Source organism: Rhodococcus aetherivorans (assembly GCF_025722975.1).
GTDB lineage: Bacteria > Actinomycetota > Actinomycetes > Mycobacteriales > Mycobacteriaceae > Rhodococcus > Rhodococcus aetherivorans.
Genome location: NZ_CP106982.1, coordinates 1,722,895 through 1,745,805, shown reverse-complemented (window position 1 = coordinate 1,745,805; position 22,911 = coordinate 1,722,895). Strand labels below are relative to the sequence as shown.

The 22,911-nt window shown below is 64.9% G+C and carries 17 protein-coding genes; 16 read left to right on the top strand and 1 reads right to left on the bottom strand.

The features are described 5' to 3' along the window. The first annotated feature begins 474 nt into the window (after positions 1-474). The 16 genes from OCS65_RS08020 (at position 475) to OCS65_RS07950 (ending at position 19,940) form a co-directional block, all read left to right on the top strand. Positions 475-1,965, top strand: a complete 1,491-nt coding sequence (locus tag OCS65_RS08020; RefSeq protein ID WP_263509374.1) for a peptidoglycan DD-metalloendopeptidase family protein — start codon at positions 475-477, stop codon at positions 1,963-1,965. Then, positions 1,962-2,456: a hypothetical protein gene (locus OCS65_RS08015; RefSeq protein ID WP_050035726.1), complete on the top strand. Its 495-nt coding sequence runs from the start codon at positions 1,962-1,964 to the stop codon at positions 2,454-2,456. The genes OCS65_RS08020 and OCS65_RS08015 overlap by 4 nt, the downstream gene beginning before the upstream one ends. An 80-nt stretch (positions 2,457-2,536) precedes the next feature. After that, a complete protein-coding gene (locus tag OCS65_RS08010) occupies positions 2,537-3,409 on the top strand; it encodes an RsiV family protein (RefSeq protein WP_185712963.1) in 873 nt (290 codons plus the stop codon). Positions 3,410-3,532: 123 nt separating this feature from the next. Then, complete coding sequence (locus tag OCS65_RS08005; protein ID WP_050036417.1) at positions 3,533-4,261, top strand: eCIS core domain-containing protein; 729 nt, start codon at positions 3,533-3,535, stop codon at positions 4,259-4,261. A gap of 103 nt (positions 4,262-4,364) precedes the next feature. Beyond that, on the top strand, positions 4,365-7,979 hold the full coding sequence (locus tag OCS65_RS08000; protein ID WP_263509371.1) for a phage tail protein: 3,615 nt from the start codon (positions 4,365-4,367) through the stop codon (positions 7,977-7,979). Positions 7,980-8,498: 519 nt separating this feature from the next. After that, entirely contained in the window at positions 8,499-10,034 is a 1,536-nt protein-coding gene (locus tag OCS65_RS07995) for a phage tail sheath family protein (RefSeq protein ID WP_065922225.1), read from the top strand. A 28-nt stretch (positions 10,035-10,062) separates the two neighbouring features. Continuing rightward, complete coding sequence (locus tag OCS65_RS07990) at positions 10,063-10,515, top strand: phage tail protein (RefSeq protein ID WP_050035730.1); 453 nt, start codon at positions 10,063-10,065, stop codon at positions 10,513-10,515. After that, the gene (locus OCS65_RS07985) at positions 10,508-10,957 is read left to right on the top strand and encodes a hypothetical protein (protein ID WP_231772565.1); all 450 of its coding nucleotides are present in this window, start codon (positions 10,508-10,510) and stop codon (positions 10,955-10,957) included. The genes OCS65_RS07990 and OCS65_RS07985 overlap by 8 nt, the downstream gene beginning before the upstream one ends. After that, positions 10,909-11,109: a DUF6760 family protein gene (locus tag OCS65_RS29850; RefSeq protein ID WP_306430604.1), complete on the top strand. Its 201-nt coding sequence runs from the start codon at positions 10,909-10,911 to the stop codon at positions 11,107-11,109. Before OCS65_RS07985 ends, OCS65_RS29850 begins: the two co-directional genes overlap by 49 nt. A gap of 2,548 nt (positions 11,110-13,657) precedes the next feature. Further along, positions 13,658-14,098 carry a phage tail protein gene (locus tag OCS65_RS07980; protein WP_065922223.1) on the top strand — a complete coding sequence of 147 codons (441 nt, stop codon included), beginning with the start codon at positions 13,658-13,660 and terminating at the stop codon, positions 14,096-14,098. A 10-nt stretch (positions 14,099-14,108) separates the two neighbouring features. Further along, entirely contained in the window at positions 14,109-14,903 is a 795-nt protein-coding gene (locus tag OCS65_RS07975; RefSeq protein WP_065922222.1) for a CIS tube protein, read from the top strand. Then, entirely contained in the window at positions 14,900-16,711 is a 1,812-nt protein-coding gene (locus OCS65_RS07970) for a VgrG-related protein (protein WP_065922221.1), read from the top strand. Before OCS65_RS07975 ends, OCS65_RS07970 begins: the two co-directional genes overlap by 4 nt. Next, positions 16,689-17,003, top strand: coding sequence for a PAAR domain-containing protein (locus OCS65_RS07965; RefSeq protein WP_335740036.1), 315 nt, complete (start codon positions 16,689-16,691; stop codon positions 17,001-17,003). Before OCS65_RS07970 ends, OCS65_RS07965 begins: the two co-directional genes overlap by 23 nt. Positions 17,004-17,006: 3 nt before the next feature. Beyond that, positions 17,007-17,444, top strand: coding sequence for a GPW/gp25 family protein (locus OCS65_RS07960; protein WP_065922220.1), 438 nt, complete (start codon positions 17,007-17,009; stop codon positions 17,442-17,444). Between the two features lie 4 nt (positions 17,445-17,448). Then, on the top strand, positions 17,449-19,398 hold the full coding sequence (locus OCS65_RS07955) for a putative baseplate assembly protein (RefSeq protein WP_065922219.1): 1,950 nt from the start codon (positions 17,449-17,451) through the stop codon (positions 19,396-19,398). After that, positions 19,395-19,940: a phage tail protein gene (locus OCS65_RS07950; RefSeq protein ID WP_065922218.1), complete on the top strand. Its 546-nt coding sequence runs from the start codon at positions 19,395-19,397 to the stop codon at positions 19,938-19,940. The genes OCS65_RS07955 and OCS65_RS07950 overlap by 4 nt, the downstream gene beginning before the upstream one ends. Here OCS65_RS07950 and OCS65_RS07945 read toward each other — a convergent pair whose 3' ends face one another. Next, complete coding sequence (locus tag OCS65_RS07945) at positions 19,941-22,757, bottom strand: AfsR/SARP family transcriptional regulator (protein WP_338049261.1); 2,817 nt, start codon at positions 22,755-22,757, stop codon at positions 19,941-19,943. Positions 22,758-22,911: the final 154 nt, after the last annotated feature.

The window sequence follows — 22,911 nt, the reverse complement described above, 5'->3', positions numbered from 1 at the left end:
CTTCGATGCCCGCTCGTAGGCGTCGCGTGTCGAGGCGTCCGTCGTCGGATACCACGTGAACATGGTTTCGAGGGCACCTTCGATGGCGTCTCGGGCTCCGTCCGGAAGTGAGTCTTCGTCGGTCCCCGTCCATGCCGACTGCGGATCCGGTTCTCCGCCTCCGCACGCCACGACGAACCCCAGCGCTGCGATCAGCGCTACGAATGCCGAGAGGAAGCGCAGCGATCTCATCAACCCTCCTGGGAGTCGATCGTCGCACGCTCCATGGTCGAAGAGCGCTGGCAAGCAACAGAATGCCCGATCGGGAACGGCAGTCGGAACGTTCGAGCAGGCATACCGGACAGCGGGGGCACGGATCCTCGACGAAAGGGCCGAACCGGCCGGCAACCCTGCCGTTGTAGAACAGGTCTGGTGATAGTTGAAGCCGTACAACGGATGCGATCGAGTCCACAAAATGCCGGCGGGATCCATGCCATGAGAATGCGTCGTGCACTCGGACGGCTCGCGGGCCTGCTCGTGGTCGTCCTGACAGTTGCATTGGGTCAACCGGGACCGGCGTTCGCCGACACCGGGGCGGGTGTCCCGTGCCCCATGAACCGGAAACCGGTCGCGGACGGCACGTTCGTCGTCTCGTCCCCGTTTGGTGCCCGAAGTGGGGGTTTCCACCAGGGCGTCGACATGGCCGGGGATGCCGGAACCGACATCTACGCAGCTCTCGACGGCACCGTCTCGGCGGCCGGGCCTGCCAGTGGCTTCGGGCAATGGATCGTGATCGACACACCGACACGTACCGGGGTCGTCTCCACCGTCTACGGGCACATGTACCCCGACGGCGTGCTGGTGCGCACCGGTGATCCGGTGAGGACCGGGCAGCACATCGCCGACATCGGATCCAACGGCCAATCCAGCGGACCGCACCTGCACTTCGAACTGTGGGAGGGCGGGCGCTTCAACGGTCGAGCCGTCGACCCCGCTCCCCTGCTCGACGAGGGCGCATCGTCGGGTTCCTCCGTGGTGGAACTGGTGGCCGCCACCACCGACTGCTCCGTCGGTGTTCTCACCCCCGGACTCGTCCCGCCCGAGTTCGTACCGTGGCTGCTGAAGGCCGGCGTGATGTGTTCGGGTATTACCGCACCGCTCCTGGCGGCGCAACTGGAGGCGGAGAACGGATTCCGGCACGGCCCTTCGGCCCCCGTCTCGTCGACGGGAGCCCGCGGCCCGGCACAGTTCATGCCTGCCACGTGGACGACCTGGGGCAAGGACTACGACGGCAGCGGACCTCCCCCGGACGTCAACAGCATCGCTGACGCTGTGATGGCCCAGGGCGCGCTGATGTGCGAGAACCACCGATCAAGCGCCGACGCCATCTCCACGGGCCGTGTGGTCGGCGATCCGGTGGCCCTGGCGCTCGCCGCCTACAACGCCGGATTCGGTGCGGTGCTGGAGGCGGGAGGCATGCCCTTCGGTGGGGAGTACACCACCCAGACACAGCCCTACGTGAAGAAGATCCTCGAGCGCGCCATGGCGTTCGCGGCCGCGCCCTGGGCGACGGGGACGACCCCACCGCCGCCGACCGAGGCGCCGCAGCCCGATGTCGGCGACCGGATCGTCGAGGTGGCCCGGACCCTCGAGGGGACATCGTGGGTCTGGGGCGGCGGCAACATTGACGGCCCGACCAGGGGTGGTATCGACAGTCCCGGCCTCACCCGGCATGCGGTGGCGCAGGCAACGGACGGCAAGGTCGTGTTGCCACGTTCGACTCAGGAACAGTGGGAGATCGGCGACCCCGTTCCGGTCAACGAACTCGACCCCGGGGACCTGGTCTTCTCAGGGTGGAACGAGTTCGACATTCCCACCCACGTCGGGATCGCGGTTGGCGGCGGCAAGATGGTGCACGCCTCGACCGACAGTGGCGTGACCGTCTCGAACTTCGACCCCGAGTCGGAGGGGCGGCGAGTGACATGAACCTCGGGAAGTGCTCCGGATCGCTGCTCGCGTCGTGCGCAGTGGTGCTCATCGCGTCCGGATGCGGGGAGAGTGTCCAGGGAACGGCCACTCCGGACATCGACCGGGAGGATCCGCTCGTCGTCATCGAGACCGCACTGGAGACGATGTTCACATGGAGGCCGGCAGAGGACGAATCGGGAGCAGCCGCACTGGAGCGGGCCGCACCGTACCTCGGTCCCGAACTCGGGTCCCAAACCGTCGTCTCTCAACCAGGACCCGGATCACAGTGGGAGCAGTGGAAACGCGACCAGGCGACCGTCCGCGCGGACGCCGCCTTCCTCGCCGACGAGCATCCCCCCGACAGCGACGACACCGTCCACCGTGTCGTCTCGATCAGACAATCGGCAACGACACCGAACGACCTGCTCATCGACGAGAACGAACACGTCGCATGGGCGATTGCGACCAGAGGTGACGACGGATGGCGGCTGACGTCGCTGCAGTTCTGATCTTCCTGTAGAGATGGGATCCCGGCATGCTCGAGAACGGCGGACGGATCTTCACCGCTGCGGTCGGTGTGGTCGCTCTCGTGGTGGCAGTGATCTTCGTCGGCCACGGTCTCCTTACCGGCCCTACTACACCTTCGGCAGTCTCCGACACGTCCATCGCCGCGAACGCACCGCCGGGTGAAGCCGACTCCAGCGCAGCGACGGGTGGCCCCGACCACCCACCTGAGGGAGGCGGAGCGCCCGACTCCGCACCAGCACCGGAGCCCAGCACCGTACCGGGACCGTACGGGAACGGCGGCGCAGGCGGAGGTGGCGCTGGCGGAGGCGGCGGAGGTGGCTCCGGCACCGCCACCCCGGAGCCCTACACCGACGCCTCGACCGAAGTCGTCACGCCGAATCCCGTACCTGTCGATGTCGTCCTCCCCCAGATCACCGGGGGCGACCCCGCCGTCACCGATACCTTCAATGCAGCGATGCGCGCCGCTCTGGACGACCGCATCGCGGAGGTACGGGCAGGTGGTCGATTGACCGGCTCGGACGGCGAGGTCGCCCATATCGGCGAACGCGTCACTAGTGGCGTGCTACTGGTGACAGCCGAATACGAGGAGTCCGCAGAGGACTTCGCAGACACCGTCGTGGTCGGCATCGACTCCGGTGACGTACTCACGCTCGACGAGATTTTCACCGACACCGCTGACGGCCTCGATCGTCTTGTTGCCGTCTCCCGCGAACTCGGCCCGAGCACCGACGCGGGCGCCTCGTTCGACCTGAATGCCGTCAGCGCCGACCCGGCATTGTTCTCTCGCTGGCTTGCGACCCCCGACGGGATGCGGATCTACTTCGCCGAGGGATCCGTCGCACCGACCTACTCCGATCTTGTGGAACTCACCGTGCCGTGGGAGGAACTGAGTACTGTGCTCGACCCGGACATGCATGCAGTCCTCACCAGCTGAGAATCCTGCCCGATCAGATGCACGTTCGGGCAGTCATCGTTGCCCGAACGGCCACGCCTTCGCATCTTTCGTACAGCTGGAGAACGGTGGATGTTCGGTGCGTACCGACGGAAGCGAGAGACCATGCGCACGCACGAGACAGATCACGACGGCGATGCGGAGCTGCGTCCCAAGGCTTCGCGACTCGACGAACCGAACTCGGCTCTCGCTCTGAGAGCGGCGTTGTCCGGACGTCTGGACGTCGCCGGACCCGAAGGCATGGCCGGGTTGCAGCGTGTCGTCGGCAATGCCGGAGCGTCGGCACTCCTCGACGAGGACCGTTCGCCCGTGCACGACGTCGTCGCCTCTGCGGGAACACCGCTGCCCACCGACCTGCGCACTGAGATGGAGGGCCGGTTCGGTCAGGACTTCGGAGACGTGCGCGTCCACAGCGACGGAACAGCGCACGAATCCGCGAAATCCGTCAATGCACAGGCGTACACGGTGGGTTCGGACATCGTCTTCCAGAACGACAGGTACGACCCCGGATCGGACACCGGCAAGCACATGATCGCTCACGAACTGACGCATGTCGTGCAGCAGCGCAATGGCCCTGTCGACGGCACCGACGCCGGCGGTGGGGTACGGATCAGCGATCCCTCGGATCGGTTCGAACGCGACGCCGTCGCGAATGCCGAGCACGTCATGGCCGCACCCGCTCCCACGACCGCGCCCTCCGGCGCACTCCAGCGAACCACGGAAGAGGGATCCGCTGCCGTGCAGCGTGAGGAGGCCGCGGAGGAAAAGGAAGACGAAACCGCCCAGACCTTCGTGCAGCGTCAGGAGGAGGAGTCCGAGGAAGAATCGGCGTGATGCCATGACTGCACCCACTCGAGTCACGAGATCCGTTGCCCCGGAACGCACTCCTGCGCGATCGGCTGCTGCTGTGCGGTCGGATTCCAACTCACTACGCCGCTTGCAGTCCGCCGCGGGCAACCACGCCGTTGCGTCTCTCGTCACCCAGCGTCTCGACGCCGGACCCGTCCAGAGCGGTTGCGTTGCGCCACCCGTAGAACCGACACCGGCTGATCCGCAGAAGGATCCGCAATGGGCCCACGCGAAACATGAGATCGAGACCAAAGCCGATGCAACCAAAGCGCATCCCCCTGCCTCGAAGGAAGTGGGCGAGGCACAGAACGCGGCCGTCGCGCCACCCGACGACAAGGAAGCCCAGGCCAAGGCCGCTCACACCGGCAAGATGGACGCCGCGAAGCCAGGAGGCTTCGACAAGGCGGGCTTCATCGCCGCGGTGAAGGCCGCGATCGCGGCGAAGGCTCCGAAGAACCTGGACGAGGCGGACAAGTTCGCGCAATCCGGCAAGGCGGATCAGGTCAAGAACGAGGTGATGAGCAAGGTCACCGGAGGGAAGCAGGCGTCCGCCCGAGAAATCAAGGATTCGACCGAGGCGACACCGGATACCTCCACTGCGAAGGACAAGCCGGTCACACCGCTTCAGCCACCCCCGTCGCCGTCCGCGCCTCCACCACCGGATCCGAAACTGTTGGCACCGAAACCTGCACCCGACGACCAGACGAGACTGGGTGCGGACAGCTGCGCCACCGACCACAAGATGGCGGAAGCCGGGGTCACCAAGGAACAACTCGCCAAATCGAACGAGCCCGAGTTCACCGGTGCACTCGAGGCGAAGAAGACTGCCGAGGAGCACGACGCGAATGCGCCCGCTGCTGTGCGCGAGAAGGAAGCTCAGGTCATCGCCGGCGCCACTGCGGATGCCGATGCCACGGCGAAGACCGGATTGAGTTCGATTACCGCCTCGAAAGGCAGTGCGCTGCAAGCCGCCGGTGCGGGCAAACAGGCCACAAAGTCCGCCGACGAAGGGGAACGAAGCCGGATCACCGGCGAGATCAAGAAGATCTTCGACAAGACAAAGGCCGACGTCGAGGGGATCTTGACCGGTCTCGACAAGACCGTGTCCGAGCGGTTCGAGGAAGGTGAAAGGAAGGCCAAGGAAGCGTTCGTCGCCGACCACCAGGCCCGCATGGCTGCGTACAAGGCGAAGCGATACGGCGGTCCTGGTGGGTCCGCGTTGTGGTTGAAGGACCTGCTCCTGGACATGCCGCCCGAGGCGAACGCGCTGTTCCTGGAATCGAAGAAGCTGTACGAGTCGCGGATGGAGGACGTCATCGGCGGCATCGCCGATCTCGTGGGCTCCGAACTCGCACGTGCGAAGGCCCGGGTGTCCGAGGGGCGCGCACAGGTCCAGAAGTTCGTCGCGGAGCAACCCAAGAACCTTCAGAAGCTGGCCGGTGATGCCGCCAAGGAAATTGGTTCGCAATTCGAAGATTTGGAGAAGTCCGTCGACGAGAAGCAGGAGTCGCTCGTCGACGATCTGGCGGACAAGTACATCGAGGCACGCAATGCGGTCGACGAGGAGATCAAGAAGCTTCAGGCGGAGAACAAGGGATTCGCAGGCCAGGCCGCCGAGGCGATCGGCGGCGCTATCGACACGGTGAAGAAACTCAAGGACATGCTGCTCGGCGTCTTCACCCGAGCCGCAAACGCCGTCGAGAAGATCATCAAGGACCCGATGGACTTCCTCGGGAAGTTCGTCAACGCGGTCAAGACCGGCATCCAGAACTTCATGTCGAACATACTCACGCACTTGAAGAAGGGTCTGCAGGGCTGGTTGTTCGGTACCCTCGCCGAAGCCGGCATCGAGATCCCCGAGAAGTTCGACCTGAAGGGCATCATCGGTCTGCTGCTGTCCCTTCTCGGCCTCACGTGGACGTCGATCAGAACCCGGATCGTCAACGTGGTCGGCGAGAAGGCGATGAGCGCGATCGAGAAGGGTGTCGATTTCGTCAAGATGATCCTCACCGAGGGCGTCCCGGCATTGTGGAAGTTCATCGCGCAGAAGATCTCGGACCTGAAAGAACAGGTGATGAGTCGCATCCGCGACTTCGTCATCACCAAGGTGATCACGGCCGGCGTGACGTGGCTGATCTCGCTTCTCAATCCTGCGGCGGCGTTCATCAAGGCCTGCAAGATGATCTACGACGCCGTGATGTGGTTCGTGGACAATGCACAGCGATTGAAGGACTTCGTCGACTCCGTCCTCGACTCGGTCGAGTCGATCGCGGCCGGCGGGGTCGGCAAGGTGGCGGCTCTGATCGAGGGCACGCTGTCGAAGACCGTCCCGATGTTGATCAGCGGTCTCGCCAGCCTGCTGGGGCTGGGCGGGATCGCCGACAAGATCAAGAGCATCCTCGAGAAGGTGCAGACTCCCGTCGGCAAGGCCGTGGACTGGCTGATCGCCAAGGCGGTCAAGTACGGCAAGAAGTTCCTCGACAGGCTGAAGAAGTCCAAGCTCGGCAAGGCTGCGGCAAATATCAAGGCGAAGGCGAAGGCCGCCTACGCCACGGGTAAGGCTTGGGCGAAGAAGAAGTTCGAGGCGGGCAAGGCTTGGGCGAAGAAGAAGTACAAGCAGACACGGAAAAAAATTAGATCAGGTACTCGATCTATCGCCGACTACATCCGAGCGAAGTGCAAGGAGTTTATTAACATAAAGTTCCATTCCGAGTTCCGACCGAAATCGAGCCGGCAGGTTCATAAGTTATACAACCGACCAGGATCACCCGACAAGCTTTACGTCGCCTCATCCCCAACTCCCCTAGCCGACGCCTTCAAGAATTGCGACGCAACAGTAAGGTCGCAAGTTTCCGATCTTGAGGGGAAGTTTCGGGACGAGATGGCGCACTACCTAAATCGACTCAACACACTGAGTGGGCGAAGCGAAGATCAATTGGTCAAACTCGGAACTGCAGCGAAAGAAGAGCTCAGGCAGATCAAGGCCGCCGGCCGCCGAGCAGCAAGAGTTCAAAAAGGCATACTGGCACTAGCTCGGGAGCACTTGAAGGACGAGTCTGCAGGACCGGGCACACACGCACCCGGAATCGGGACGATCGCACCGTATGGCGCCAAGATTAGTAGCCTGCACGGCAAGAAGCCCATACCAGAATGGAAGATGATAGCGGAACACATAATTCCGGACGCATTTATCAGACGAGCACTCATGGGATTGAAGAAGGAAGGCGAGGTCACCGCCGAGGATACAGGGTACAAGCTGCAGCCGACCATTCTCCTATATGAGGAAGCCGCAAAGAAAAAGACACACGCCCTGAAATCGAGCACATCCGGACGAGGCGATCTCAGCTTGATTCGTTCGATGAGAAACATCGTAGGAATGATCCGCGATCGAGCCGGTGGATCCGGAAAAGATCTGCGAAAATCTCCGGTACCAGAAACACTTGCAACGAAGGCAGACTGGCGCGCTTACCTGAAAGATCAGTACTCACGTCGAGTGTCGCCACAAATATTACGCATTTCCATTGAAGCTTTGACACGCACCAAAGAGGCGGTCAAGTCGGAGCAGCAGTCCGTCAAGGATCGCCGCGGAGAAAATGCCGAACCTCGGCCATCCGATTCAGAAATTGATACCTGCTATCATTCCCAACTAAGAGTACTCGGGAAGGCCATCGAGGAGCTTGTCGCGAAAGCCGACTTTCAGTGAATGCCAACTTTTTCCCGAAACCGAGAATCCACACTTCGAAGCCCCTCGATGCCAACGTATTCCCCAGACTGAACAGTCAGCCCAGTTAGACCGAGTGATGCGCCGAATGGTCGGCGCACAGCAGCCTCGAACCTTCGACGCACAGACCCGTTGATCACTTGTCTGAGACAGTTTTTCACAGTGGTCAGATCCCACCGCGCGACCTTGGAGTCCAACGGGTGCCTCCAAGCAGCCGCGAGGCCAGCCAGGCCGCCACGAGTACTCGGTTATTGAACTGTGTATGCATCGCCACACGTCGACTCGGTGGTTACTTCCGGACGAACCAGAATTTCACTGTTTGCGAACGGGCACAGTGTTCGCGCTCATACCGTAGGGCCCTGAATCCTGCCTGCGGTCTCACGCGTTGTGCCCTTTCGCGCACTTCCCCCTACCCGACCGTCCGTCCCCCCGCATCTGTGCCGCTCCACAGAATCGGGCCACCATCAACCCATCTCACCGAACGCCATCCGAGGAGGCGCCATGCCGACCTACCTGTCGCCCGGGGTCTACGTCGAAGAGGTTGACTCCGGATCCCGGCCGATCGAAGGCGTCGGGACCGCCGTCGCCGCCTTTGTCGGGTTGTCGGAGAAAGGGCTGTTCAACGAACCGACCCTCGTCAGTAACTGGACCCAGTTCACCGGTCTCTTCGGTGGTTTCGTCGATGGCGCATGCCTCGCGCGGTCGGTCTATGCGTACTTCCAGAACGGTGGCGGCAACGCGTACATCGTTCGCATCGGCGACAGCAACGGCAACAGCGGTTCGAAGTCAGCTCCCAAGCCCGTCGAGGCTGCCCCGCAGGGCATTCTCGGCAACTTCCGTGTGCTCGCGATCGACCCGGCCGCAGCCGAATCCGGCATCGAAGTAGAAGTCGTGCCGAGTGACGCAGAGCCCGCGGACGGGACCTTCAAGCTCGTCGTCCGCAGGGGCGGTGAAACCGTCGAGGAGCATTCGGGTGTCACGCCCGGACGGGGCAAGACGAATGCCGCGACCGTCGTCAACGGCCAATCCCGGACGATCAAGCTCGAACAGATCCCCAACGCCCAGGCCTCCGACGAACTCGCCGTCGGCAAGAAGGTGACGCTGGCGGCACCCGCACAACCAGCGCTGCTGCCGTCCGCTCAACTCACGACCGACGACTACGTCGGTGACGTCTCGGAACGCACCGGTTTTTCCGGTCTCGAGGCGATCGACGAGATCACCATGATCTGCGTTCCTGATCTGGTCACCGCCTACCAGCGCAGCGCGATCGACCTCGACACCGTCATCTCCGTCCAGCAGGCCATGATCGCGCACTGCGAGCTGATGGGTGACCGGATGGCGATCCTCGACCCGCCGCCCGGCCTCAATGCGCAACAGATCAAGGAGTGGAAGAGCGACAAGGCAAACTACGACTCCAAGTACGCAACCCTGTACTGGCCGTGGGTGAGCACGGACGGTGGAACTTACCTCCCGCCTTCCGGTTTCGTCGCCGGCGTCTGGGCGCGCAACGACGACACGCGAGGTGTACACAAGGCCCCCGCGAACGAGGTGCTGCGCGGTGTCGTCTCCCTGCAGACGCAGATCACCCGTAACGAACACGACCTGCTCAATCCTGTAGGCATCAACTGCATCCGCTCGTTCCCCGGCCGTGGGATCCGCGTGTGGGGAGCCCGCACGCTGTCCTCCGATCCGGCCTGGCGCTATCTCAACATCCGCAGGCTCTTCAACTACCTCGAGGAATCCATCCTCAACGGCACGGACTGGGTCGTCTTCGAGCCGAACGATCAAGCGTTGTGGGCGAAGCTGCGCCGGACGATCAGCGCCTTCCTCGTCAACGAGTGGCGTAAGGGCGCACTGTTCGGCAGCACTCCCGACGAGGCGTTCTACGTCAAGTGCGACGAGGAGACGAACCCCGCCGAGGGAATCGATGCGGGTGAAGTGGTCTGCCTGATCGGCGTGGCCCCGGTGAAGCCAGCCGAGTTCGTGATCTTCCGACTGTCCCAGTTCTCCGGCGGCACCAGCCTGGTCGCCGAGTGATCGACGTATCGAACAGTGAGGAACCGCAATGCCTCTACCGGAATTCGACAGCTCGGTAGGCCACTCGTTCGGACTCGAGTTCGACGGGCTTCAGATCAAGGCCATCACCGAGGTGACCGGCCTGAAAATGGAACAGGACGTCATCGAGTACAAGTCCAACGAAGCGAAGGACGGAAAGTACCTCGTCAAGAAGCTTCCCGGACGTTGGAAGGCCGGTGAGGTCACTCTCACCCGGCCGCTCACCGAGGACCACGGATTCGACAAGTGGATCAAGGACTCTCAGCTGGGAAAGATGAAGGACGTTCGCAAGGGCGGCGCCATCGTGGTGTACGACTACGAAGGACAGCCCGTCAAGCGATACACACTCACCAATGCCTGGCCGAAGAGCCTTGAGGTCAGCTCTATGAAGGCCGGCGACACCAGCGTCATGACGGAGAAACTGGTACTGACCTTCGAACGCGTCGAGGTGGACGGTGCGTAGAACCAGCACCTCCACCCTGACAGTGGAGCACGAGCCGGACCGTTCGGCAGAAACTTCGGGTACCCGAGAAGCGCTGCGCACGGAATTCGGTTTCCTGTTGCCCCGTGGCTACATCGATTCGGCAGGCACCGTCCACCGCGACGGTGTCATGCGTCTCGCCACGGCCCGCGACGAACTCGTCTCCCAACGCGACGACCGGGTGCGGGAGGATCCGTCGTATCTGACGGTGGTGCTGATCAGTCGGGTCGTGTCCCGGCTCGGCGGCATCGAGGACGTGCACGCCGGAGTCGTGGAGAACATGTTCGCGTCCGACCTCGCCTTCCTCCAGGATCTGTATCGGCGGATCAATCAGGACGGGCACACCCGGGCGGGCGTCACCTGTCCGGAGTGCGGATGCGACTTCGCCGTCGACATCGCCGGGGGCCGCCTGGGGGAATCGTGACGTACGGGACCGAACGTCTGCACGCCGAGGTCGCGTACATCGCCTATCACCTGCATTGGTCGTTCGACACGATCCTCGACCTCGAACACGCAGATCGGCAACGGTATGTGCGCTTGAGCCGGAACTTGGCGCCGGAATCCGCGAGGAGGTGAGCGATGACCATCCGATGGCCGTGGCAACGCCGGTCGGCCGAACCGGCCCGGACACCGCCCGAACGTCCGGACGTTCGCCCCTCGCGGACCTCTCGCGAACGGCTGTCGTTGCCCCCGGTGCAGCGGGTGGTCGAACCGATCGAGTCGACCACACAGTTCGACGGATTCACTCGAACGCTCACAACCTCCCGATCGCCGGCTCTCGTCGAACCGCTCCCGACGGTCGGCGCCGGTGTGCCGTGGTTGTCGCTGACCGCGGCCCCTACGTCTACGCCGGTGTCCCGGCACGACGGTCCAACCCCCCACACCGTCGCACAGCGGCACCACCGGCCCCCGGGCTCCCTCCAGCGAGCAAGGGTCGGTGCCGTGCCGTCCACCCCCACCGACACGGCTCCGCCGCCTGCTCCCGTTCGTCACCTCGACTCGTCGCCCGTATCGAACGAGGTACCCGGTGCACATACCGAGATCGACGAGATGGTCACTGCGTCGCCACCGGACGACGAACGGGCACTCCCTACTGTTTCGACGTTCCCGGTCGACGAGCTTCCGGTGGGACGGATCCTGCCTCTCTCTGCCCACGCGGGCCACCAGGATTCGGACCCCGCGGAGGTTGTGCAGGACCGGCCCGTGGATCCACCGTCGGTGCTGCAGCCCGAGGTCGCACAGCGAGTATCCATCGAGCCACGCCCGCAGCCCCAGCTCGAACCGCAACCGCAACGGACGCGGGCGCGTCCCCCGCATCACGAATCGCCGCACGTGGAACGGCAGAGCATCGATCGGCTTCCTCCCCCGCGCGAGCAGCCACTCCGCCGTCCCGTCCAGCGATCGGCGGCAGAAGTATCGGCGCCGTGCCTCGAACGTTCGTCATCGCCTCCGACCCCGGGGCCGGAACCGGCTCCGGCTCCGGACTCGACCGAGCATCCCGCCACACCCGAACCCCACCGTCGCCCCATTCGCCTCGACATCCGAGCCGATGACACCGCGGTCGAGACGGTGCAGCCCACACTCGACCTACCGTCGGTGCAGACACCCCCGCCTGAAGAACCTCGCCCTGCGAGCACACCGATCCCCGAACCGCTGCGTGCACCTCGTTCGGCGCCCACGTCCCTGCCCTTCGAAGAGCGCGTTGTCCAACGGGTCATCCCGTCACCCGAAGCCGTCACTTCACACGAGACCGTCATCCCGCACGACCTCGTCTCTGCGCCCCGCGTAGTCCCGGAGAGAGCGTCCCCGTCGTCGTCCTCGGTCCCTGCACCTCCGATAGTGCAGCGCGACGTTGTTCCGGTTCCGGATCCCGGAGACAGTCCGGATCCCGAGCCGAGTCCGACCGTCACGGGCCCGGTCCTCGAGGCGAGTGAACCCGCCCCGATTGTCCCCGTGGTCGCTCGTCACACCGCCGCTCCCGACCCGGTCGAACATCGATCTCGCGGCGAAGAAGCTCCGCTGCAGGTCGCCCCGAGCGTCCAACGGGTCGACGACGCTCCCACGAACGGAGCGTCGAGTCGATCGCGAACGCCTGATCCGGTTCCGAACCGAGCACCGGACGTCGATCCCTCGCCTACCCGGACCGTCCCCACCGTCTCGAGAAATTCCGAGACGCCGATCGACGCAACCAGCCCTACAAGCTCTCCTGTGCAGCCGATTTTGACAGACGAGATCGAGTCGATCGAGGCATCCGAGAACCCGGCCGATACGTCGAGCATCGCTGATGACATGACGCCGGTGCCGGACGATGTCGCGTCCCGGCCGGTGGTTCCGACACATCCCCTACCACCGACACCGACACCGACACCGGAGACGGTCCGCTCCAGCTCTACCGACCGAAGAGAACCACTCGTCCCACCGCATCGGATCCCGTTGCAGCGGAACCTCACATCTGAAACCGTCACCGCTCCTGCTGCGCCGCAACCCCACCCGACTACGTCGGTGCAATTCGTCCCGGATCCTCCTCACACAGCGGTGCAGGATGAGCCGGTTCCGCTCATGCGAGTAGCGGCCGTTCCTGCCGATCCGCCCGGGACGCCCGGCGCCCCGCCCCACCGCAACGCGGGCCATGACGTAGACCCAAGCCCCTCCGCACCCATGGTCACCCTTCGCGGTGCACCGAACCCACCGATCACAGTCCAGCGACACACCGGCACTTCGCAACCCGCAGGTATCGGATCGCCGATCACGGCTCCGGCGCCGGGACCGCTCTCCGGCGGAATCGACCGACCGGTGTCGCTTCGGGAGATGTTCGCCCACGTCGCACGTGAGGTCGACGACGACGACGTCGAGCCGACACGGCAAGCCCCCGTCGCTCAGCGCCTGGAGGAGCCTTCCCCTCCATCCGAGCCGGCTTCGACCACAGAACCACACCCTCCGACCACGGCAACTCCGATCGCCGGTACCGCGTCCCCGGCCGGCCCCCTCGCGGGCATGAACATCGACGATCTCGCCAACCGCCTCTACGAACCGATCGTCACCCGCATCAAGACGGAACTGTGGCTCGACCGGGAACGCGCCGGTCTGCTCGCCGATCCACAAATCTGAGCCGAAGGAGCAATCGATGTCGACCTCCGACGACGACCCTGCCGTGAGCGTGTGTTTCACGGTGGAGGTGGACGGCACGGACCTGGGCTCCTTCAACAGCTGCGAAGGACTCGGGGTGGAGATCGTCATGGAGCAGCGTGAGGAGGGCGGCAACAACACCATGGTGTGGCAGCTTCCCACTCGCATGAAGTTCACCAACGTCAAACTCACTCGACCGGTCGGCCCGAACAGCCGCAAACTGACCGAATGGCTCAGCCAGGCCCTCGAGGATCTCCAACCCACCACGGCTGGCATCACTGCTCGTACGGCGGACGGAACGGTCATCGCCGGCTGGTCGTTGCGCGGCGTCGTGCCGGTCCGGTGGACCGGCCCGAGCCTGAACGTCGACACCGCGAAGGTCGCCACCGAGACCCTCGAGATCGCACACCACGGCATCCTGCCGGGACCTACGAAGTGAAGGCCGACGAATGTCCGATCCGATCGCACTGGCCAATACCCCCGGCACGGCCCCGGCAAAGAAGGCTGGAAAGGCTGCCGCGAAGAAACCGTCGCCACCACCCGAGGCGCAGAGCCACGCGGAGCTGCTCCTCTACAAGGCGGAGAAGGCCGTGGGTGGAAGCAAGCGAGGCAGTTCGCTGGGGACGATCGCGTTCCAGTTCAATCCCAAGGAGATCACCATCTCCAAGTCCGCGAAGTGGGACCGGAGCCCGGCCAAAGGAACGAAGAAGGCAGGCCCACCGGAATACTCCGGGCCCGAGCCGTGCAAGCTCACCCTGGAGATGTTCTTCGACGCGACCTTCAAACAGGACACCGACGTCGCGAAGTGCGTCGACAAGCTCTTCTCGTGTTGCGTCCCGGTCGACGAGAAGGACAAGAAGCCCATGCCGCCGCTGGTGGTGCTGAAGTGGGGTGGAACCACGAGTTTCAATGCCTTCGTCACCCAGGTGAGCGCGAAGTACACCCTCTTCTCGGCGTCCGGCAAACCGATCCGCGCTGTGTGCAGCGTGAGCCTGGAGGAGATGCCGGGCGAGACGAGCCGGCAGAATCCGTCGTCGGGTTCGGTCACCCACTCCCGGGTCCACGAGGTGATCGAGGGCGACACGCTGCACCTGCTGGCCTATCGCGAATACGGAGATCCAGCCATGTGGCGAGCGGTGGCCGCCTACAACGGAATCGACGACCCGACGCGCCTCCCGCCCGGCCGATCGCTCGTGCTGCCGAATGTGACGGACCTGCTCACGAAGATCGGATCGCTGCGATGACATCGGCATCCGGACTGGAGATCGAGGTCGACGGCGATCGTCTGGCCGACGATCTCGTGGCCGTGCTCGCAACGGCATTCGTGGATTCGAGCCTGCAGGTGCCCGACATGTTTGCCCTGCGCTTCCGCGACACCGACCGGACCCTGCTCGCCAAATCGAAGATCAAGATCGGCTCCGAGCTGAGGATCGCCGTCGTCACCGACGCGGTCGCCGTTCCGGAACCGTTGGTGACAGGCGAGGTCACCGCCGTCGAACTCGAATTCGACGGTACGGGAACGTTCACGACCGTGCGCGGCTACGACGCGTCCCACCGGCTCTTCCGCGGCCGGCACACCCGGGCCTTCACCCAGACGACGGCGTCGGACGCGGCGGTCGGCGTTGCACGTGACGCCGGCATCGAACTGGGCAACATCACGTCCACCGGAACCGTCTTCGATCACTTGTCCCAGTGCGGCCGAACCGACTGGGAATTCCTCGTCGGCCTCGCGCGACGGGTCGGTTTCGAGGTCGCCGTGCGCGAGAACAAACTCGACTTCGGTCCCCGGAAACCCGCCGAGGAGGCCCCGCAGGCCGAGGGCACCTCCAGCCGGGATCCGCTCGTGCTGACCTTCGGAACCGATCTGCTGCGGGTGCGTTCGGTGGTGACCGCCGCCGAGCAGGTCGCCAAGGTTCAGGTACGGGGGTGGGACATCGCGCAGAAGCAGGCGATCGTGGCCGAAGCACCCGCGGAGACGAAGAGCGCGGTGCTGCCGACGATCACCCCGGCGGAGGTCGCGGCGACCTTCGGGGACCCCACCTACGTCGCCTCCGACGTCGCCTACCGCACCCAGCCCGAAGCCGACTCGGCGGCGACCGCTCTCGCCGAGGTGATCGGCGGGTCGTTCGCTCAGGTCGAGGCCCTCGTCCGCGGGAACCCGAAACTGCGGGCGGACACCCCGATCTGCCTGGCGAACATGGGTGAACCGTTCGACGGGAAGTACCTCGTGACCGCAGCCCGCCATCGGTACGTGCCCGGCGCCGGGGGCTACACCACGTCGCTGTCCGTCACCGGCAGGGAGGAACGCAGCCTGTTCGGGCTGTCGTCCGGCACCGGTGGCGAGGCGGACTACGGAGTGGTCGTGGCCGTCGTCAGCGACGCCCGCGACCCGGAACAGCTCGGCCGGGTCCGTCTGACCTTCCCGTGGTTGTCCGAGGACTACGTCAGCGACTGGGCGCGCGTCGTGCAGCCGGGCGCCGGGAAGGATCGCGGCGCACTCGTCGTCCCCGAGGTCGGAGACGAAGTGCTCGTCGCTTTCGAACAGAATGACCCGAATCGACCCTATGTCCTCGCCGGGCTGCACAACGGAATCGACACACCGGACACGAAGGGACCGGATCTCGTCGACGCCGGATCGGGAGCGGTCAATCGTCGTTCGTTCGTCTCCCGCAACGGACACCGGATCGATCTGCTCGACGAGGACGGGAAGACCGAAGGCATCCTGGCCGAGACCGGTGACGGACGACTGCGTCTGTCGCTGGACAAGATCGGCACCAAGATCGAGATACACAGTGACGGACGGATTCTCGTCGAGGGAACTCAGGGCGTGGTGATCGACGGCGCAGACTCGAAGATCGAGCTCACGTCGGGTGAGATCGTCCTGAAGGGCAAGCGTTCGGTCAAGATCGCGGGCGCCCGGGGAACGGTCGAGGCGGACACGACCGGCGTGAAGGTCGGCGGCCCGAGCGTGAAGGTGACGGCGAGCGCGACCGCCGAGTTCAAGTCCGGCGGACCGGCAATCGTCTCCGGTGCACTCGTCAAGATCAACTGAGGAGGTGGTCGTGCCCCCTGCCGCGCGCGTCGGTGATCCCACAGGCCATCCCGGAGTCATCGGCCCTCCGGGAGTCCCCACCGTCCTCATCGCCGGTCAACCGGCGGCGACGGTGGGAACCCCGCACATCTGCAGCTTCCCACCTCCCCCACCGCACCCACCCTCGGCGATCGTCGGACCCGGCTCGGCCACCGTCCTCATCGGCGGGATGCCTGCCGCACGGATAGGAGATATGTCCGCCTGCGGAGCTCCGATCGTCTCCGGCGCCCTCACTGTCCTGATCGGAGGTTGACCCATGTCCACCGATTTCGTCGGGCGTGGCTGGAACTATCCCGTCGGCTTCGACGCCGCGGGCGCGGTGGCGCTGGCGTCGGGGCCCCGCGACATCGAGCAGGCGATCGAGCTGATCCTGCGAACCACACCGGGCGAACGACCGATGCGACCCGAGTTCGGGTGCCGCGTACAAGATCATGTCTTCTCACCCGCCGACGACGGGACCGCGGCTGCGATCGCCGCCGATGTGCACGATGCCCTCACCCGCTGGGAGCCCCGCATCGACCTGGTCGACGTGGTGGTCCGGTTCGATCCGGACGTACCGACGACCTGCTACATCGACATCTCCTATTCGCTCCGCGAGCGCAACGACGTCCGCAATCTCGTCTTCCCGTTCTATCTGATCGTCGACGAACCCGCCGAGTCGTTCACGGCCGTCGAACCACCGCAGAGGAAGTGACTCCGTGCTCCCCGCCCCGAACCTCGACGACAGAACCTTCCAGCAACTGGTGGACGACGCACGTCGACTGGTTCAGGACAGATGCCCCGAATGGAGCGACCACAACGTCTCCGATCCCGGCATCACGCTCATCGAGACGTTCGCGATGATGGTCGACCAGCTCATCTACCGGCTCAATCGCGTCCCCAACCGGAACTACCTCAAGTTCCTGGAACTGATCGGCGTGGAGCGACGACCACCGGGAGTTGCTCAGGGGGCGGTCACCTTCTGGCTGTCCGCACCGCAACCGCAGACGGTCGTCGTGCGCGCGGAGACCGAGGTGGCGACGGATCGCACGGACGTCACCGAGCCGGTCGTGTTCTCGACGGCGGAGCGCCTCGACATCGTTCCCTGCAGCGCCGCCTGGGTGGGCGTCCAGCTGGTCGGCTCGGAACCGGTCGAACGCACCAACGAGATGCGCGGCTCGGCCGGGTTCACATGTTTCTCACCGGTCCCGCGCCCCGGGGACTCCCTGGTGATCGGCTTGTCGAATGCCGTTCCGCGCTGCGCGGTACTGCTCCGGATCGACTGCGAGGTCTCCGGCATCGGTGTCGATCCACGACGACCACCGCGGGTCTGGGAGGCCAGGACCCCCACCGGCTGGCAGCGCTGCGAAGTCGACCGCGACCAGACGGGAGGCCTGAACAAGCCCGGCGACGTGGTCCTGCACATCCCCCCGGAGCACACGGAATCGGTGTTCGCCGGCGTGCGCCGGGCGTGGATCCGCTGTCGGCTGCGGGAAACCGAGAGCGGCGAACGCACCTACTCCGAACCTCCCCGCATCCGGAAGATCACCGCCCGGACGATCGGCGGCACCACTCCGGTCATCCACGCCCGTGTGGTGCACGACGAGTTCCTCGGGGTCTCCGACGGTGCTGCCGACCAGCACCTTCGGGTGCGCCACACGCCGGTCCTGCGGTGGCCGGGATGCAGCATGGTGGTCGTCGACGCCGGCCAGGAGTCGCGGTGGCATCACGTGGAACACTTCGCCGAATCGACCGCGCAGGACAAGGTGTTCCACGTCGACGCAGTCACCGGCGAGGTGTCCTTCGGTCCCGCCCTGCGTCAGGCCGACGGGACCCTGCGGCGGTACGGTGCGGTGCCGGCGAAATCGTCGGCGATACGCATGGCCGCATATCGGACGGGCGGCGGCGCCGAAGGGAATGTCGCGTCCGGACGGATCCGGGTGCTGAAGACGAGCGTGCCCTATATCTCCCGAATCGAGAATCGCGGCCCGGCGATCGGCGGTGCACCCCCGGAAACCCTGGAGGAACTCAAGATCCGCGGACCGTTGCTGTTGCGCTCCCGCGGGCGCGCGGTGACCGCCCGCGACTTCGAGGAGTTGACACGCGAGGTCGCGCCGGAGACCGCTCGTGTGCACTGTCTTCCGTCCAACGACGCGTCCGAGGCGGGCGTGGTCCGGGTCCTCCTGGTTCCCCACGTCCGTCCAGACGATGCGGGACACATCGCCCTGGCCGATCTCGAACCCCCGGACGACACCGTCCAGCGAATCCGGCGGTATCTCGACGAACGCCGGCTCGTGGGCACCCGTCTGATCATCGAACCACCGGTCTATCGGGCCGTGACGGTCGTCGTGGTGAACGTGCGTCCGGGACCCGGATTCACTGCCGCCCAGGTCGAATCGGGTCTGCTCGATGTCCTGTACCGCTATCTCGACCCCTTGCGTGGCGGACGGGACGGCCGAGGCTGGCCGCTGGGCCGCGCGGTGCGCGACGGTGAGATCGCGGCGGCGATCAGTGCGGTGCCCGGCTTCGAGATGTCGAGCAGCACGTCGATCCGGTTGTATCCCGCGGATCCCGTCACGGGCAGTCGCGGGGAACGCGCATCGGTCTTGCCGCTGGCCGCGGACACGCTCGTTTACTCGTACGACCACCAGGTGGTGATGACGGCATGAGAGGCACCCTCGCAGCGCTGTCGTCCCCGCGACCACTCGTCGAGACAATGCCCGCGGTGTATCGACAGGATGCGCGCACACAACAGCTCTGCGACGCATTCGACGAGGTCCTCGCGCCGATACTGGCGACCCTCGATTCGTTCTGTGCCTACCTGGATCCACACACCACGCCGGAGGACATGCTCGGCTGGCTCGCCGGCTGGATCGGACTCGCCTTCGACGGCCACGAATCCGAATCCCGCCGACGCGACCTCATCGCCGCAGGAGTCCGGACGATGGCGGTTCGCGGAACCGTGCATGGGATCAGGGAGGCCGTAGCGGCCGTGTTCGACCTCGAGCCCGAGATCGAGGAGTCCGGAGGGACCGTGGGTTCCGCCACGGCCGGTGTCGCACCACCGGGAAGTCCCCATCCCTATCTTGTCGTCCGCCTGACCGTCACCGACCCGAGGATGGTCGACGAACGCCGATTCGACGCCTTGGTCGAGGCGGTCAAGCCTGCACATATTCCGCACCGAGTCGAGATTTCCGGAGGCGCCGTTTGATCAACTCTCGACGAGACCGAGTTCTTCCTGCACCCGTCGATGGTCGAGTCGTACCTGTTCGGCGGCGCTCATGTCGCCGGCCTTCTCGCGGATATCGACCATGATCCACCAGGGCCGATCCTGATAAGGGTTCAGATCCACCGCACGGTGGGCAGCGATGTCGGCTTTCACGCTGTCACCGAGCGCCACATAGTCTTCGGCGAGTGCCACGGCTGCGCTCGCAGCGGCACTGCGCAGCCGATGTCGCTCGGAGGCCACGAACTCCGCGGGACCATCTTCCTGGAGGAGGTCGCCGGTGTAGAGAGTGAGCGCGTATTCGAGGGATGCCACCCGGTCACGTGCCGCCTCCGGGTCGGTTCGGGCGGCGGCATTCGACAACGCGCGTTCGAATTCGACCACGTCCGAGAAGACATACCCGGGCGTCGCCAATCGATACGACTCGTCGCTGCGCTGCAGCGTCATCCCGTACTCACCGAGCAGACCTCGCACGCTCGAGACTGCGACCTGCAATCGGTGGCATGCCACCTCGTGCGCGGCACCGGGCCACAGCGCATCTTCGAGCACCTCCCGGTGGTAATCGAGGTTCGGGGTCATCGACAGGAGGTGCAGCAGTATCCGTGCCTGGGGCCGGAGACCTGTGAGGTCGACGATTTGTCCGAATGCCTCCAGTCGGTATCCGCCGAAGCAGAAGATCCCGATCGCGGGAAGCACGGCACCGCGGATCGGATCCGTCTGATGGGCCGTCATTGGCGCAAGTTCTTTGAGAGTGGGAGAGCGACTCTTGTCGTAGCCTGTTGCGTACGACAATGCCATCATCTCGGCTCGGTGCAGTCCGACGCCGTGTGCGGCGGCGGCTGCCTGTTTCGACCGGGCGACGATGTCGGGGGCGGCCGGGTTCAGCCCCAGGACACGACTCCACACCACGAGAACCGGCGCATTCAGGCGCTCGAAGCGGCGTGCCGCATCCTCGAACCGATCGAACGCCGTCGGGTCACGTCGGTGCAGCGCGACGAGCGCGAGCCCGAATGTCAGCAGTCCAGCGCCCCAGTGATCGTCGACCTTCTCGCACTCGACCAGCATTTCCTCGCAGATGTCGGCGCGCCACTCGGCGGGAAGGTCCCGCATGAGCACCAATTCCTGCAGGCCGCGGCAAACTCTCTCGAGCCACAGCAGGCCCTCCCGATAGCATCTCGACGCCAGATCGTTCACTACCGCAGGATCTGGCATCGCTCCGCGAAGCGCATCGACGATCGTGACCACCAACCGTGACGAGATCGCGGCAATCGGCTCGTCCGCGGCTTGCGCCTCGACCATTGCCTCTCTGGCCGAGGCGATGTCGCCCGCGCTGAGGGCGCACATCCCCTCTACGAATCGCGCCTTCGGCGCTCCTGGTTCGGTTGCGGCGCGCCCAGTGTTAGGGGCCCGCAATGCGGCCCGCAGGGGCCCGAGCCAGTGTTGCAGGAGTCGCGCGTCGACCGACGCTCCCGGCAGCCATGCCAGCAGTTCGCGCCGCTCGGATTCGCACCGTGCGACGAACTCCGGGTCGTCGAGCAACTCGCGCGCCGCTCGATAGACTTGTTCGGCTTCGGCGATGGCCCCCTCCCGCACGCGCAAGCGCGCCAACGCGAGTGCCAGCCACGGATCGGTCTGCCACTCGCTGCATGTAATAAGGGGATCGTCGTTCCCTATCGGCACGGTGCAGCTGGCTGCGTGTCGGACCAGTCGCGAGACCGCCGCCCAGTCCGATGCCTTGGCATAGGCGTGGGCGGCATGTCGGTGCTCGCCGGCCTCCTCCAACACCCGGGCTGTCCGTAGGTACCACGCCTTGGTTTCCCTCTCCCCGTTGGCTTCCAGCAATGCGAGCTCGAGGTATGTCCGGAGCACCTCGTGATACCGGAAGGTCCGACCGACGTCGTCGCACTCGGTGAACAGCTGATGTTCGGTCAACTGCTGAAGAATGCGTCCGCTGTCGCTGATTCCCAGCAGAGTGTCGCAGAGGGCAGGTGTCATGAGCTCGAGCGAGGCGGTGTGCGTCATGAACCATCGCTGATCGGCCGGCAGTTCCGCCAGAACGTTACGGGCGAGGTACGCCCGGACGAGTCTGGAGTGCCCCGTGAGGTGGCCGACGGCACGCTGCCGGTCGCAGTCCGCGAGTTTGGACGTGGCGAGATGAAACAGCTGCAAGCCTGCTGCCCATCCTCCTGTCCGGCGCGTCAGTCTGGCTGCCGGCTCAGGCGAGAGTGGCTCGCCGTAGAAGGTTGCGAACAGCTCTTCCACTTCCCACGACCGGAATCGCAACTGGTCCTGATCGATCACGCGAGCCTCGCCCGACACAACGAGTCGGGGTAAGTTGATTTCCAGGGTGCGCCGCGTTCCGAGGATGATGCGTAGACGAGGAGGGCGCAATGCGACGAAACGACCCAGTGCCGTTTCGGCGCCACTATCGGCGATCTCGTGAGCATCGTCGATGATCAACAATGCATCGACGTCGCCGATTTTGTCCAATTCGCCGAGAACAGCGTCGATCGAATTCGTTTCCGGGTCGAGAGCAACGCCCATTTCCCGAGCAGCAGCGCAGAGATATTTACCGAAGGCATGTTCGGTCGAGTCGTCCTCGGTCACCCGATACCACCCGACCGGGGAGTCAGTCGACGCGGCGACCTGGGACAACAATGTCGATTTCCCTGATCCCGCCGGACCGACGACGACGACCACGGGGGTCAACTCGTCATAGCATTGTTTCAACAACCTTTCTCGCCGCAACCCACGTTGAGCGGGCACTCGAAGTTTTGCCCTCAAAATTTCCGACGTTGGCATTTCGGATCCACCCCTGGCACCGGACTGCAATCCCCACCGTTCGAATATCCTCCCGAACGAAACCGAACGCCAGTGTTCGGTGGGCCGATTTCCGAACTCATTGCAGCTCCGAGGGACGGAACACTTACGGATGCCGCGAGTTGTAGAGCCTCGA

Excerpts from the sequence above, each read along its gene's own strand:
- OCS65_RS07950 (WP_065922218.1), top strand. The coding sequence starts at position 19,395 with ATGAGAGGCACCCTCGCAGCGCTGTCGTCCCCGCGACCACTCGTCGAG.
- OCS65_RS07980 (WP_065922223.1), top strand. The coding sequence starts at position 13,658 with ATGTCGACCTCCGACGACGACCCTGCCGTGAGCGTGTGTTTCACGGTG.
- OCS65_RS07990 (WP_050035730.1), top strand. The coding sequence starts at position 10,063 with ATGCCTCTACCGGAATTCGACAGCTCGGTAGGCCACTCGTTCGGACTC.
- OCS65_RS07970 (WP_065922221.1), top strand. The coding sequence starts at position 14,900 with ATGACATCGGCATCCGGACTGGAGATCGAGGTCGACGGCGATCGTCTG.
- OCS65_RS07995 (WP_065922225.1), top strand. The coding sequence starts at position 8,499 with ATGCCGACCTACCTGTCGCCCGGGGTCTACGTCGAAGAGGTTGACTCC.
- OCS65_RS07975 (WP_065922222.1), top strand. The coding sequence starts at position 14,109 with ATGTCCGATCCGATCGCACTGGCCAATACCCCCGGCACGGCCCCGGCA.
- OCS65_RS07960 (WP_065922220.1), top strand. The coding sequence starts at position 17,007 with ATGTCCACCGATTTCGTCGGGCGTGGCTGGAACTATCCCGTCGGCTTC.
- OCS65_RS08020 (WP_263509374.1), top strand. The coding sequence starts at position 475 with ATGAGAATGCGTCGTGCACTCGGACGGCTCGCGGGCCTGCTCGTGGTC.
- OCS65_RS08015 (WP_050035726.1), top strand. The coding sequence starts at position 1,962 with ATGAACCTCGGGAAGTGCTCCGGATCGCTGCTCGCGTCGTGCGCAGTG.
- OCS65_RS07945 (WP_338049261.1), bottom strand. The coding sequence starts at position 22,757 with ATGCCAACGTCGGAAATTTTGAGGGCAAAACTTCGAGTGCCCGCTCAA.
- OCS65_RS08005 (WP_050036417.1), top strand. The coding sequence starts at position 3,533 with ATGCGCACGCACGAGACAGATCACGACGGCGATGCGGAGCTGCGTCCC.
- OCS65_RS29850 (WP_306430604.1), top strand. The coding sequence starts at position 10,909 with ATGCGACTTCGCCGTCGACATCGCCGGGGGCCGCCTGGGGGAATCGTG.